The sequence below is a fragment of the Furfurilactobacillus entadae genome (assembly GCF_045862745.1).
GTDB classification, from domain to species: Bacteria; Bacillota; Bacilli; order Lactobacillales; family Lactobacillaceae; genus Furfurilactobacillus; species Furfurilactobacillus entadae.
In genome coordinates this window covers 17,018-29,955 of sequence record NZ_BQXN01000008.1, presented here as the reverse complement: position 1 = coordinate 29,955, position 12,938 = coordinate 17,018, and the positions used below count along the sequence as shown (strand labels likewise).

Below are 12,938 nucleotides of genomic sequence, written 5' to 3'. Positions count from 1 at the left end.
TGATGAATGAACGTGGATTAACGATCCTCGAATTTGAAAAAGTGAAGGCCCAGATGACGGGCTTACTGAGTTCACCCGGCGGTCGCGCTGAGTTGGCGTCTTTGCAGCCAGCAACAGACGCTGAGGTGATCCAAGAAAGTTTAGATGAAACAAAAGACGGTGCGGACATTCTCCGGCTAAAGGGTGGCATTCCGTTGCCTGAACTGGCAGATTTAACGCCCCACATGAAACGGTTAGCCATTGACGCGGCGCTGAACGGGACGGAACTAGCGGCGGTTGGCCGGGTTTTACAAACGGCAAGTTCAACGCGAACCTTTTTTAATCAACTGGATGAAACGGGCGTGACGTTACGTCATCTGAGCACGATTGTTGCCCAGTTAGTGACACTCCCGGACCTGACCCGGCGAATCAACACGGCCATTGAACCAGACGGGCGTGTTAGTGACGCAGCAAGCGAGGAATTAGCGGCCATCCGGACCCGCATCAAGGGCACGGAAGCATTGATTCGGAGCAAGATGCAGTCATACGTTCGTGGGCGCCAGGCAAGCTATTTGAGCGAGCCGATTATTACCATGCGAAATGACCGGTATGTTGTCCCAGTAAAGACGGAGTACCGGAATCGTTTCGGTGGTGTCGTGCATGATGAAAGTCAGTCTGGCCAAACGCTGTACGTTGAACCAGAGGACGTGGTGGACTTAAATAACCGGCTCCGGCAAAGCCAGGTTCAGGAACGAAATGAAATTGCCCGGGTTCTACAGGAATTGTCAGGGATGCTGGCACCACACCGCAAGGAGATCTTAGCGAATGCGAGTGTGCTTGGCCATTTAGACTTCGTGAACGCGAAGGCCCGGTATGCGCACCAATTAAAGGCAACGGAACCATTGCTGAGCCCCGACGGAAAGGTTAACCTCCGGCAGGCGCGTCACCCACTGTTAGATCAAACGACGGCCGTGGCAAATGACATCACGCTGGGCGATGATTACGATGCCATCATCATTACGGGACCCAATACTGGTGGGAAAACCATCACGTTAAAGACATTAGGTTTGAGCCAGTTAATGGCTCAGTCCGGGTTGTTTATTCCGGCCCGTGAAGAAAGTACCGTGGCCATTTACGACAATGTCTTTGCTGATATCGGGGACGAACAGTCCATTGAGCAATCGTTGAGTACGTTTAGTTCACACATGGACAACTTGATCCGCATTCTTGATCAGGCGACGGCCAAAAGCTTAGTGTTGGTTGATGAAATTGGTGCCGGAACTGACCCCAAAGAGGGGGCTGCACTGGCGATCGCCATGCTTGATGCGTTTGGAACCATCGGCGCCGCCGTTGTGGCGACGACGCACTACCCAGAACTAAAGGCGTATGGGTATGACCGCAAACGGACCATTAATGCCAGCATGGAGTTTGACGCGGAGACCCTGCAGCCAACTTACCGCTTACTACTCGGAATTCCCGGTCGTTCAAACGCGTTGGAAATTTCGCAACGGTTAGGCTTACGGTCCGATATCATTGCGGCGGCCCGAACGTTGACCAGTCAGGATAGTCAGGATCTAAACGACATGATCGGTGATTTAGTTGAACAGCGCAAACGGGCCACAGATGAGGCGGCAGCGCTAGCTGAACAGTTAGCGGACGCCACAAAGCTTCAAGAAGAGCTGACGGCTCAGTTTGACCGGTTCACTGAACAAAAGACGCATGAGCTGGATGTTGCTAAGCAACAGGCCAATCACATCGTTGCTGACGCTAAAAAGGAATCGGATAAAATCATTCACCACCTGCGCCAATTAGAGGTGAAGCAGGGGGCTAGTGTTCGTGAAAACGAATTGATTGATGCACAGGGACAATTAAATGCGCTCCGTCAGGAACCGTCGTTAGCAAACAATAAGGTCCTCGCCCGGGCAAAGAAAAAGCGTAATTTTCATCCTGGTGACAACGTGGTCGTTAAATCTTATGGACAACACGGAACGTTAAACCGGAAGTTGAGTGCCCACGAATGGGAAGTTCAGCTTGGGATGCTGAAAATGAAGGTTGACGACAATGACCTTGAAAAGTCAGCCGCACCAACAGCCAATGAAAAGCAACAGCGGACCAGTCGGCCAACGGTGCACAGTAACATTGGTGCCCGGGCCCAGGCGCAATTAGATCTTCGTGGTCATCGGTATGATGCAGCCATCAGTGAAGTGGATCGGTTCATAGATTCTGCGTTGTTAGCTAATTTAAACGACGTCACGATTGTCCATGGAAAGGGAACAGGGGCTCTTCGAAAAGGGGTTACCGAGTACCTTCAATCGAACCCCCGGGTCAAAAGTTTTGGCTTTGCCCCCGCAAATGCTGGTGGTGACGGCGCAACGGTTGTTCATCTTGGGTAATGCCAGGCAAATTGATTGCGTGTTCTGAAAAAAAGAGTACACTAACTTACATACTAAAAGTTAGTGCATTAAAGACTAATGTGATAAGGAGGCCGTTAAAATGGCTGTAAATGTAACAACTGATCAAACGTTTGAAGCCGACACCAATGCTGGTGTTAGCGTGACTGATTTTTGGGCAACTTGGTGTGGCCCGTGTAAGATGCAATCACCCGTTGTGGAACAGTTAGCGGATGAAATGGGCGACAAGGTGGCCTTCACAAAGATGGATGTTGATGAAAATCCAAACACCCCATCAAAGTTTGGCATCATGGGGATTCCAACCCTGATCGTTAAGAAGGATGGCCAGGTGGTTGATACATTAGTTGGTTACCACAGTAAGGAACAAATCGAAAAGACGTTGGCGCAGTACACGGCTTAACGCTTTATATGTGACAGAATAATGAGAGCCCCTCGCAGAATCGTAATGGTATGCGATGGGGCTTTTTTGTGCGATTTCTGGTACACTAACGGTAATCTAAAAAATGGACTAAAAAGTTTAACACTTTTTTTACCACTATTAAGGTGATAAATCACTATACTGATGATATTGGTATAAGTGAAGGGGGCAATGAGGATGGCACGATTAAGACTCTGGCTAAGGACGCCGTGGGTCACCTTTATCCTAAAAACAGTATTTTATTTCGTCATTCTATTACTGCTACTATATCTGTACAGTTACTCTGGTGTGAACCAAAGCAAGTTCATCTACAACGAGTTTTAAACGGCAGATCGACTGGGAGGGTCTTCATGATTGAGAACATGATCAAAACCATCGACCAATGGGCACAGACGACACCGACAGCTGTGGCCTACGATGAGTTAGGAACACATTACACATACGCAGATTTAAAGCGGGCATCGGATAACATTGCGCGCTACTTAGACGATTTGGGGTTGCCAACCGGTGCACCTGTTGTTGTCTTTGGTGGTCAGCAGTTTGCTATGATCGCCAGTTTCCTTGGCACAGTTAAATCAGGTCACGCTTACATTCCGGTGGATACGCATTCACCAAATGACCGGCTAACGATGATTGCAGAAATTGCTGAACCAGCCGCCATTATTGCGGTTGACGCGTTGCCTGTTGAAGTGGGCGACCAACCAATTTTGGGTGGGGGCACGTTAGCCTCATTGTTGACGGCACCAGAAACAGCCTATGACGCGGATCACGCAGTTAGTGGCGATCAGACGTACTACATCATCTTTACGTCTGGGACGACTGGCCGGCCTAAGGGTGTTCAAATTAGTCACACAAACCTATTGAGCTACGTGAACTGGATGGTAAGTGATGACTTTAAGCTCCCCAACCGGCCGGTTACTATGGCACAACCACCATACTCGTTTGACTTATCAGTAATGGATTGGGCGCCAACGTTGGCACTTGGTGGAACGTTGGCAGCCTTGCCAAAAGTGGTGACGGATGACTTCAAACGGCTGTTTGAAACGTTGCCGACGATGAAGCTCAATGTTTTCGTTGCAACACCATCGTTTGCTGACATTTGTCTGCTAGAACCAACATTTGATGAAGAACATTTACCAGACCTGACGCACTTCCTCTTTTGTGGGGAGGAACTAACCGTTTCGACTGCAACCAAACTGCGTGAACGGTTCCCTCATGCCCACATCTTTAATACGTACGGGCCAACAGAAGCAACGGTTGCTGTGACTGGTGTTGAAATCACGGATGAATTGATTGCCGCTGGCCGGCTCCCCATTGGAACCGTTAAAGCAGACACCACCATTACGGTGGTGGATGACGCGGGTAATAGCTTACCTGCCGGTGAACAGGGTGAAATCATTATCAGCGGCCCTAGTGTTTCCAAAGGGTACTTAAATAACCCAGAGAAAACGGCCCGGGCCTTCTTTACGGAAGCCGGCAAAGCTGCTTATCATTCTGGTGACCTTGGGTTCTTGGATGAACAGGGCTTACTGCATTACCTTGGCCGAATCGATTTTCAAATCAAGTTACACGGTTACCGAATCGAGCTTGAAGAGGTGAACCACTACTTGAATGACAATCAGTGGATCAAACAGGCGGTTGCAGTGCCAAAATACGATGCTGATCATAAAGTTAGCCAAATGTGGGCCTACGTTGTGCCCGAAGAAACGACGGAATTCACCTCTGACTTACAACGGACAACGGCCATCAAAAAGTCATTAAAGGGCGTTATGATGGATTATATGGTCCCGAACCGCTTCATTTACCAAGAGTCATTACCATTGACGGCTAACGGTAAGGTGGACATTAAGACCATCATTGCTGAGGTGAATCCAGCATGATCAATTTAGAGCCGTATGGTAATCCACAGTACTTTGTGTACTTACTGATTGGATTACTCCCATTGATGATTGGGTTGTACACAGGCCATCGGTGGCGGTGGTATCAAAGCCTCGTTTCATTAGCCTTTATTTTCTTAATGTTTGATGGTGCCAAGTGGCAGCAAGGTGTTGCCCTAATTGGGTTTGTGGCGTGGCAGTGGTTGTTAGTTGGCGGGTACATGGCTTACCGAAACCGATCGAACAATCGGTGGGTCTTTTATCTAGCTGTGTTACTCAGTGCCTTACCACTGGCCTTTGTCAAAATCACCCCCGCGGTGGCGGCCAGTCATTCCTCACTGTTTGGGTTTCTGGGAATCAGTTACCTGACGTTTAGAACGGTCGGCATGATTATGGAAATGCGGGATGGAATCATTAAAGAATTCCATCCGTTGCTTTTCCTTGAATTTTTACTGTTCATGCCCACCATTTCATCTGGACCCATTGACCGTTATCGGCGGTGGTTGGATGATTACGAAAAGGTGCCAGATCGCGAGACCTATATTGGGATGATCGGAAAAGCCGTGCATTACATTTTCCTTGGCTTTTTATATAAGTTCTTACTGGCCTACTTATTTGGGACCGTGTTACTACCAAAACTGGGAATGCTGACCCTCCGCTACGGCGGCAAGGGCTTATCCTGGCCGTTGATTGGGTATATGTATACCTATTCACTGGACCTGTTCTTCGACTTTGCAGGTTATTCACTGTTTGCAGTCGCCATTTCTTACTTAATGGGGATTGAAACACCAATGAACTTTAACCGGCCGTTCCAGTCAAAGAACCTGAAGGATTTCTGGAACCGTTGGCACATGAGTCTGTCTTTTTGGTTCCGTGACTTCATCTTCATGCGGTTAGTGTTTGCCATGATGAAGAATAAACTGTTCAAGAGCCGGGTGACAGTTAGTAACATCGCGTACGTTTTGAACATGTTGATTATGGGATTTTGGCACGGTGTAACGTGGTATTACATTGCTTATGGGTTATTCCACGGCATTAGCTTAGTCATCAATGACTGGTGGCTACGCTTTAAGAAGAAACACCGTGAGGCCATTCCGCACAATAAATTGACAGAGGCCTTTGCCATTTTCCTTACGATCAACGTCGTGTGTGTGAGCTTCCTACTCTTTTCCGGGTTCTTAGATACGTTATGGTTCAAACACCCGTAACGGGGTGATGCAGTAATGGTGCTGAACAAGATAAATTAAAGGGGATTATTATCATGGATGTTAAAGAAACAGTATTAGAAATTTTGAACGACTTAACTGGGAATGACGTTTCAGAAGCAATGGACACCAACCTGTTTGACGCTGGGTTGTTGGACTCAATGGGATCAGTTCAATTGTTGTTAGAATTACAAGGTCAGTTGGGGGTTAACGTTCCTGTTTCTGAATTTGAACGGACGGAATGGGACACACCTAACAAGATCGTGGCTAAGGTGGAAGGATTAGTGGGGTAAGATGACTTCTGCAAAACGACTCTGGTTGGTTATCGGCCCGGTCATTGCAGCCTTTGTAATCTTAGTGGCGTTACTGCTTTCACCAATTAACTTTGCCAGTAACTCAAAAAAGACAGAGCAGAAGGCGGCAGTGTCACTTGCACCGCAAGTGTTTAAGGGCCAGCAGATCAAAAAACAGGCACTCGAAGGTGAGTACGTTCCGTTTTTTGGTTCCAGTGAATTAGCGCGGATGGATCCGTTGCATCCGTCTGTGCTAGCAGCAAAATATGACCGTAATTACCGGCCGTTTCTTTTAGGGGCAGCGGGGACGCAATCATTGACTCAGTATTATTCAATGCAAACCATTGCGACACAAATGCAGCATAAAAAGGCGGTTTTCATTGTTTCACCTCAGTGGTTCGTTCCAAAGGGTGCCCGTAAAGATGCTTTTGGTTTTTATTATTCCAAGCTTCAAACGGTTGACTGGCTTCAGCAGACCCAAGATAGTGAAATGGATCGCTACGCTGCTAAACGGCTCCTCGAAATGCCATCTGGACATTCTGATCACGCAATTGCACGGATGCTCAGAAAGACGGCTAAGGGGCAGTCGTTATCAAACTATGATCGGCTCCAGTTGTCCATTCAAGCGTTGATCCTGACGCATGAAGACCAACTGTTTTCAAATTATGGTTTGGGCCGGCACTTGGTTAAAATTGATGACGGGATGAAACAGTTGCCGAAGTCAGACAGCTACCAAGCACTGGATAAAACGGCCGCTAAACTGGGTAAGGCACACACCACCAGTAATAACCTTGAAATCAGTAACACGTTCTACAACAAGCGGTTACGGGGTAATATGGCCCATTTGAAGGGGGCACAACGGAATTTAGATTACCGGAAGTCACCTGAGTATAGTGATTTCGAATTGGTTTTGAACCAGTTTGCGAAAACACATACCGATGTGCTGTTCATTTTGCCACCAATTAACCAGCGATGGGCCAATTACACTGACTTAAACCAGACGATGATTGATCAAACGAACAATAAGATCAAACACCAGCTGGCAAGCCAAGGGTTTAACAATGTGTTAGATTTAAGCCATGATGGCGGGCAACCGTACTTCATGGAAGACACCATCCACCTCGGGTGGCGTGGCTGGGTTGCCGTTGATAAGGGTGTTCGTCCGTTCTTATCAACAAAGACAGGGACGACGGATTATCACATCGATGACCGTTACTACTCTACAGACTGGCAACAGTTAGCCCCAACGCAACAAAATCTCACAACGTTTAAATAAGGTTGGTCAAGGCCATCAAAAAACGCCTGCCGTCTCAAAATCAATTGAGACGGCAGGCGTTTTTTGATGTTATGCGTGTTAGTCACACTTAATTATGATTCAACGGTGGGTTCATTGGGCTCAGTAACCGTTAACGTTGGGACATTAGCAGCGACATCACCAACGATGGCATGTGGATCCGTTTGAATGAGCAAGGTGACGTGATCTTTGTGAACTTCGTCAACGGTGCCTTCGGTTGCGGCCCCAGTGATCAGCTCGATTTGTTGGGCTAAAAAACCGGCCTCAAGGTCAAAGCTGGCCTTCGGAAAAGCGGCTAATCGCTGGGCAACCGGCGCACCACTTAACTCAAAGTGTTGCTGATGGCGACTGTCATGTGTCAACGTCAGGGTCCCAAAGTCGAGTTGGGCAAAGAGTGGTGTGATGGCATCGCGATCTGCTAACGGATTATTGCGGGCAACCTGGCGGCCGATCCAATACAGAATGGTCAGCTGATCGTCACCCAGGATAGTGGGTAACACCTCATCGCGGATGAAGCCCGCACCGAGTGCAGAAACCGCTGATTGTGTAAGTAATTTGTTGTAGGTTGCTTGATCCATGATTATCTCCCCAATTGCCTTGATTTTACTCATTATAGCGTGGTCCTGAGAAAGTTTCATCTGAGAATCATCATGTTTCACCGAACTTTAATCGCTGATGCTTGAAAAGTCCGGTGGAAAGCGTCATGCTAAAGGTTCAATTAATCATGAAACAGAGGGACAGAGACATGGTAGAAATTGATCGGTCACGGTTACGACCGGAATTACCCATTGGGTTTATGGATTCTGGTGTCGGCGGTTTAACGGTCGTTAAAGAAACGTTACGCCAGCTGCCAAACGAAACGATTCGCTTCATTGGCGATCAGGCCCGGCTCCCGTATGGACCACGGCCCGCAGAGCAGGTGCGTGAGTTCACCTGGGAAATGGTGCGGTTTCTTGAGGCCCAACCAGTCAAGATGTTGGTGATTGCTTGCAACACGGCAACAGCAGCCGCATTACCAGACTTACAAGCGCAGTTAACGATTCCCATTATCGGTGTTATTAAACCCGGTGCAAAGGCCGCCATTCGAACGACAAAGAATGGGCACATCGGGGTCATTGCAACAGAGGGAACCGTCAAAAATGACGCGTATGCAAAAACCATTCATGAGCAAGTGCACGAGATGACGGTCACGAGTTTAGCATGTCCAAAGTTCGTGTCACTCGTTGAAAGTAATGAATACACGGGCCCACTGGCCAAACAGATTGTTACCCAAACCCTCCAACCGTTGACGCAAACGGACATTGATACACTTGTTTTAGGGTGTACCCACTACCCGCTGTTGGCCCCCATCATTCAAAACGTGATGGGCGAACGGGTTACGCTGATTGACCCGGGCACCGAGACGGCTGATGAAATTAAGGCGTTGCTGGATATTTACCACATGGCGGCGCCAACAAAATTGACACCAGATCGTTACTTTACCACCGGCTCGCCGGACATGTTTAAGACCATTGCCACCCAGTGGTTGGGCTTAGCCGGAATGACCGTTAATCAAGCAGTCATTGATTGATATTTTTACTGAAAATGGGCATTATTAGTGATGTAGATAAATAAACTTCTTGGAGGCGCACCATGGCAGACGCAATTGTAATCGCAACCAACAACGCAGGTAAGGCTGCGGAATATAAAGAACGAATGGCACCATTAAACATTAAGGTGTTAACGTTAGCAGATTTCCCAGATGTTAAGGTTCCAGAAGAAAACGGGACTTCCTTTGCAGAAAATGCCCAAATCAAGGCGGATGCATTGGCAAAGCTGGTGGAACTTCCCATTATTGCAGATGATTCAGGTCTTCAAGTAGATGCTTTGAATGGGCAACCAGGTATTCACTCAGCCCGTTATGCGGGCGATCATGATGACGCAGCGAACAATGCTAAGTTGCTGGCTGCCATGGATAACGTCCCAGATGCTGAACGAACGGCTAACTTTCACACGACCATTGTTGCTGTGAAGCCCAACGGAAAGCGCCTGGTTGTTAGTGGTGACGTTTCGGGCCTGATTTTGCGTGAACCACATGGCACAGATGGCTTTGGTTATGACCCATTATTTTATGTGGCCGAGAAGAAAAAGACGTTTGCTGAATTAACAACGGCAGAAAAAAATGAGGTGAGTCACCGTGGCCGGGCGATTGCCTCACTGATGGAACAATTCCCAACCTGGTGGCGTGAAGATTAATGCGATTACTGGTGGTGAGTGATAGTCATGGCGACCGCGAAATTTTAGTGCGGCTTCAACAGCAGTTTGCCGGAACTATCGACGGTTGGTTTCATTGTGGGGATTCTGAATTGGCTGCTGATGATGTGTTATGGCAGACCATGCACGTCGTTGGTGGCAACATGGATGTTGACCCTGCGTTTTTAGATCAGGAATTAGTCACTATTGGTGATCAGCGCGTCTTTTTAACGCATGGGCACCTGTATCACATCAAACGCGATCTAACGGCCCTTGCATTGGCTGCTCGGCAAGAACAGGCCACACTTGTTTGCTTTGGCCATTCACATGAACTGGGCGTCGTTGAAAACGCGGGGACTCTTTTCCTGAACCCTGGGAGCATTAGCCAGCCACGGGGTCAGTATGCTGATCTAGGGGGGACGTTTGCACTGGTAGATGTGCTGCCAACCCACACAGAGGTCCGTTTTTGCACACGCGATGGCCAAGTGGTTCCAGCACTAACGGTGACGTTTCCCCGAGAGGACACGAAATGACAACGAAAACATTTACGTTTGACGAAGAACTAACGGTAAATCGCTTGGGCTATGGAACCATGCAGTTACCCGGACCAGGTGTGTGGGGGCCAAGTACTGATCCTGAAAACGCCGTCGCCGTGATGGATGCCGTGTTGAATAGTGATGTCAATTTCATTGATACAGCGGATGCTTACGGTCCATTCTTTGCAAATGACTATCTAAAGCAAGCGTTATCCACATATCAAGGGCACCACAAGATGATTGCCACAAAGGTTGGCTTTACCCGACAGGGGCCGAACGAGTGGACACCGCTCGGTCAACCGGCCTATTTACGGCAACAGGTTGAATTAAACCTATTTTCACTAGGGGTGGACCAATTAGATCTCATTCAGTTGCACCGCATCGATAAAACGGTGCCGCTGGCTGATCAGCTGGGCGTTTTGGCGGATATGAAGCGTGAGGGCAAGGTGAAACACATTGGCCTCAGTCAGGTAAGCGTTGCGGAACTAGAAGCGGCGCAGGCCATCACCCCGATTGCGTCCGTTCAGAATCGCTATAACCTGACGGATCGAAGTGACGAGGACGTTTTGAATTACGCAGAAGCCCACCACATGGCGTTTATTCCGTGGTATCCGCTGGCGACGGGGACGTTAACGGCCGCTGATGGTCCCTTGCTTTCAATTGCTCAAGCGCATCGAGCAACCCCAGCACAAATTGCACTGGCGTGGTTGCTTCAGCGCTCTGACGTTATTTTACCGATTCCCGGAACGGCTAACATTCAACACTTCTTTAGTAACGCGGCCGCTGCTAGCATTACACTAACAGACGAAGAAATGACCACGTTAGCGAGGGGACGTTCGGCTCAGTAACGGTAGTGCTGATCCAGGTGGCATTTATTGTTTAACTGATTAGCATGATTACTAAATGGAAACGGTTTTATCCAGCGATCGTTTTATGGTATCCTGAACTCAAGTACATCAGGTTTTTATTTCATACTGGAGGCAATTTTATGACACTTGGCGGAATTGCAGGCATCATCGCTGCCGTAGCATTTTTATTATTGGTGGGAATCATTTGGATTTTCTTACTACGGCTGACGAAAACGTTTGGTGAAATTAACAAGAGCATGGTCGTGATTACGAGCGACGTTGACGTGTTGTCCAAGCAAATGGAAGACATCATGGGGAACGCCAATGAATTATTGGATGACGTTAACCACAAGGTCGCAACCATTGACCCAGTTTTTCAGGCGGCGGCAGATCTTGGTGAAAGTGTATCTGACTTAAACGCAGCAACCCACCGGTTAACAAACCGGGTGACAGACACGGGGAAAAATGCTGGTAAAGTTGGGATGGCTGCGCGGGCAGCAAGCTCAGCATTTAAGATGTACAATAATCATCAAGAAAAGAAACGTCAACGAACGACGGATGACTAGAAAGAAGGAGAATGAAGATGGCTAAAGGTTTTTGGATTGGTGCGTTATTAGGTGGTGCGGCCGCATACGCAGCTTACCGTGCGTTAACGGAAGAACAACGGGATGCATTACGTGACACAGCGGATACGGAATACCATAAGCTTCGTGACCGCGCGATTGATTACGCGTTTTACGCAGCAGACGCCATTGATGACGCGAAGGATTCATTCCAGGACTATTCAGAATCAGCATCTGATTCTGCCCGTGACTTCGCTTCAACAGTGGGGGAACGGAGTGCTTCTTTACGTGGTCGGTTACACCAACAGCAAGAAGATTTCGACGACGAGACAGCTTCATTACGTGAGGAATTAAACGGCGTTGATCTTGACGATGACGACGAAGATATTGTCATTAATGTGGATGACATGGTCACCGCACCAGAAGACGATTCAAAGGCTTCAGATAAAGCGGCTGATGACAGTTCAGCACCAACTGATGAAACACCGGCTGACGATAAGTCTGCCAAGTAACTCAATGATGGCAGCATCAAAAAAAACGTCCGTGACGATGTCACAGACGTTTTTTTTGTTAGTCAATATCTTGATCAGGCTGACGTTTAGCCGTTTTAGCGGCCTGATTAGTGGCGTCCTTTTCAGGGAAGAAGTGGAACATTAGTTTGTTAAAGTAATCGGAGGCGTACCCGATAACAAAAATGCCCAAGAACATGGCGGTAAACAGTTCAATGGCAAACAGTGGCCAGTTGTGAACGGCAACGTTTGTAATGATCAGCATTGTCGTTCCCCATGCAATTAACCATGCAGGCACGAGGGTGAAGGGCATGATGGTTCCTTGAAGGAACAATACAACGAACGTAAGCACACCAAACATAATTGAGGAACCAAGCAGACCGGATGTCACCGGGACGTGGAGAAGCGCAAACGCAATGAGCCCCCAGAAGATTCCTAATGCAAAGCTCAGTAAGATGTTCCACACCTTGTTTTTTGGAAAGCCGGCGCCGAAGAAGTAGGAGACCGCCACAAAGGCTGCAGCGCCCATCCAGAGTGAGAAGCCGGTCATGATGAGGCTGTAGATGATTGTGAAGAATCCCACCCCAAGTGAATCAAACCAGACTTTTTTTGTAATTTTCATGATGACTAACCCCTTTATTTAATGAACCCTTTATCAGCAAACACATAGTCCATAGGTTAAATGATTGGGTGAATTCGCGCAAGGGCTTTACGTAAAACGTTTTAGCTAAACTAAAATTAGGTACATAAAAAACCACCGCAGAAATTAATTT

General features: G+C 48.0%; 15 protein-coding genes. 13 read left to right on the top strand and 2 right to left on the bottom strand.

The genetic code is table 11. The annotated features are described in order from the left end of the window. Window positions 1–2 precede the first annotated feature (2 nt). The 7 genes from ACKTR5_RS05140 (at window position 3) to dltD (ending at window position 7,459) form a co-directional block, all read left to right on the top strand. Window positions 3–2,372 (top strand): endonuclease MutS2, encoded by a 2,370-nt coding sequence (locus tag ACKTR5_RS05140; protein WP_407879739.1) that lies wholly within the window; start codon window positions 3–5, stop codon window positions 2,370–2,372. A gap of 100 nt (window positions 2,373–2,472) precedes the next feature. Beyond that, window positions 2,473–2,790, top strand: a complete 318-nt coding sequence (gene trxA, locus ACKTR5_RS05135; protein ID WP_407879737.1) for a thioredoxin — start codon at window positions 2,473–2,475, stop codon at window positions 2,788–2,790. Between the two features lie 195 nt (window positions 2,791–2,985). Continuing rightward, window positions 2,986–3,132, top strand: a complete 147-nt coding sequence (locus ACKTR5_RS05130; protein WP_407879735.1) for a teichoic acid D-Ala incorporation-associated protein DltX — start codon at window positions 2,986–2,988, stop codon at window positions 3,130–3,132. A 26-nt stretch (window positions 3,133–3,158) separates the two neighbouring features. Continuing rightward, window positions 3,159–4,688, top strand: a complete 1,530-nt coding sequence (gene dltA / locus ACKTR5_RS05125; protein WP_407879733.1) for a D-alanine--poly(phosphoribitol) ligase subunit DltA — start codon at window positions 3,159–3,161, stop codon at window positions 4,686–4,688. Next, the gene (gene dltB / locus ACKTR5_RS05120; RefSeq protein WP_407879732.1) at window positions 4,685–5,893 is read left to right on the top strand and encodes a D-alanyl-lipoteichoic acid biosynthesis protein DltB; all 1,209 of its coding nucleotides are present in this window, start codon (window positions 4,685–4,687) and stop codon (window positions 5,891–5,893) included. The genes dltA and dltB overlap by 4 nt, the downstream gene beginning before the upstream one ends. A gap of 53 nt (window positions 5,894–5,946) precedes the next feature. After that, window positions 5,947–6,183, top strand: a complete 237-nt coding sequence (gene dltC / locus ACKTR5_RS05115) for a D-alanine--poly(phosphoribitol) ligase subunit DltC (protein ID WP_407879731.1) — start codon at window positions 5,947–5,949, stop codon at window positions 6,181–6,183. A gap of 1 nt (window position 6,184) precedes the next feature. Further along, a complete protein-coding gene (dltD, locus tag ACKTR5_RS05110) occupies window positions 6,185–7,459 on the top strand; it encodes a D-alanyl-lipoteichoic acid biosynthesis protein DltD (protein ID WP_407879730.1) in 1,275 nt (424 codons plus the stop codon). Window positions 7,460–7,551: 92 nt separating this feature from the next. Here dltD and ACKTR5_RS05105 read toward each other — a convergent pair whose 3' ends face one another. Continuing rightward, on the bottom strand, window positions 7,552–8,088 hold the full coding sequence (locus ACKTR5_RS05105; protein WP_407879729.1) for a DUF2507 domain-containing protein: 537 nt from the start codon (window positions 8,086–8,088) through the stop codon (window positions 7,552–7,554). A 134-nt stretch (window positions 8,089–8,222) separates the two neighbouring features. On the opposite strand from ACKTR5_RS05105, the gene racE reads away from it, so the two are divergent. The 6 genes from racE (at window position 8,223) to ACKTR5_RS05075 (ending at window position 12,168) form a co-directional block, all read left to right on the top strand. Further along, entirely contained in the window at window positions 8,223–9,047 is an 825-nt protein-coding gene (gene racE, locus ACKTR5_RS05100) for a glutamate racemase (protein ID WP_407879728.1), read from the top strand. A 62-nt stretch (window positions 9,048–9,109) separates the two neighbouring features. Next, window positions 9,110–9,712 (top strand): XTP/dITP diphosphatase, encoded by a 603-nt coding sequence (locus ACKTR5_RS05095; protein ID WP_407879727.1) that lies wholly within the window; start codon window positions 9,110–9,112, stop codon window positions 9,710–9,712. Continuing rightward, the gene (locus ACKTR5_RS05090; RefSeq protein ID WP_407879725.1) at window positions 9,712–10,242 is read left to right on the top strand and encodes a YfcE family phosphodiesterase; all 531 of its coding nucleotides are present in this window, start codon (window positions 9,712–9,714) and stop codon (window positions 10,240–10,242) included. The genes ACKTR5_RS05095 and ACKTR5_RS05090 overlap by 1 nt, the downstream gene beginning before the upstream one ends. Continuing rightward, complete coding sequence (locus ACKTR5_RS05085) at window positions 10,239–11,093, top strand: aldo/keto reductase (RefSeq protein ID WP_407879724.1); 855 nt, start codon at window positions 10,239–10,241, stop codon at window positions 11,091–11,093. The genes ACKTR5_RS05090 and ACKTR5_RS05085 overlap by 4 nt, the downstream gene beginning before the upstream one ends. A 140-nt stretch (window positions 11,094–11,233) precedes the next feature. Beyond that, window positions 11,234–11,659, top strand: coding sequence for a DUF948 domain-containing protein (locus tag ACKTR5_RS05080; RefSeq protein WP_407879723.1), 426 nt, complete (start codon window positions 11,234–11,236; stop codon window positions 11,657–11,659). Between the two features lie 17 nt (window positions 11,660–11,676). After that, the gene (locus tag ACKTR5_RS05075; RefSeq protein ID WP_407879721.1) at window positions 11,677–12,168 is read left to right on the top strand and encodes a hypothetical protein; all 492 of its coding nucleotides are present in this window, start codon (window positions 11,677–11,679) and stop codon (window positions 12,166–12,168) included. A gap of 58 nt (window positions 12,169–12,226) precedes the next feature. Here the strand turns inward: ACKTR5_RS05075 and ACKTR5_RS05070 are convergent, their stop codons facing one another. Further along, complete coding sequence (locus tag ACKTR5_RS05070; RefSeq protein ID WP_407879720.1) at window positions 12,227–12,787, bottom strand: DUF1097 domain-containing protein; 561 nt, start codon at window positions 12,785–12,787, stop codon at window positions 12,227–12,229. Window positions 12,788–12,938: the final 151 nt, after the last annotated feature.

Bases quoted from the DNA above. Each gene is read 5' to 3' on its own strand.
- racE (WP_407879728.1), top strand. From the start codon at position 8,223: ATGGTAGAAATTGATCGGTCACGGTTACGACCGGAATTACCCATTGGG.
- ACKTR5_RS05090 (WP_407879725.1), top strand. From the start codon at position 9,712: ATGCGATTACTGGTGGTGAGTGATAGTCATGGCGACCGCGAAATTTTA.
- dltC (WP_407879731.1), top strand. From the start codon at position 5,947: ATGGATGTTAAAGAAACAGTATTAGAAATTTTGAACGACTTAACTGGG.
- dltD (WP_407879730.1), top strand. From the start codon at position 6,185: ATGACTTCTGCAAAACGACTCTGGTTGGTTATCGGCCCGGTCATTGCA.
- trxA (WP_407879737.1), top strand. From the start codon at position 2,473: ATGGCTGTAAATGTAACAACTGATCAAACGTTTGAAGCCGACACCAAT.
- ACKTR5_RS05130 (WP_407879735.1), top strand. From the start codon at position 2,986: ATGGCACGATTAAGACTCTGGCTAAGGACGCCGTGGGTCACCTTTATC.
- ACKTR5_RS05085 (WP_407879724.1), top strand. From the start codon at position 10,239: ATGACAACGAAAACATTTACGTTTGACGAAGAACTAACGGTAAATCGC.
- ACKTR5_RS05070 (WP_407879720.1), bottom strand. From the start codon at position 12,787: ATGAAAATTACAAAAAAAGTCTGGTTTGATTCACTTGGGGTGGGATTC.
- ACKTR5_RS05105 (WP_407879729.1), bottom strand. From the start codon at position 8,088: ATGAGTAAAATCAAGGCAATTGGGGAGATAATCATGGATCAAGCAACC.
- ACKTR5_RS05075 (WP_407879721.1), top strand. From the start codon at position 11,677: ATGGCTAAAGGTTTTTGGATTGGTGCGTTATTAGGTGGTGCGGCCGCA.
- ACKTR5_RS05095 (WP_407879727.1), top strand. From the start codon at position 9,110: ATGGCAGACGCAATTGTAATCGCAACCAACAACGCAGGTAAGGCTGCG.
- ACKTR5_RS05140 (WP_407879739.1), top strand. From the start codon at position 3: ATGAATGAACGTGGATTAACGATCCTCGAATTTGAAAAAGTGAAGGCC.
- dltA (WP_407879733.1), top strand. From the start codon at position 3,159: ATGATTGAGAACATGATCAAAACCATCGACCAATGGGCACAGACGACA.
- ACKTR5_RS05080 (WP_407879723.1), top strand. From the start codon at position 11,234: ATGACACTTGGCGGAATTGCAGGCATCATCGCTGCCGTAGCATTTTTA.
- dltB (WP_407879732.1), top strand. From the start codon at position 4,685: ATGATCAATTTAGAGCCGTATGGTAATCCACAGTACTTTGTGTACTTA.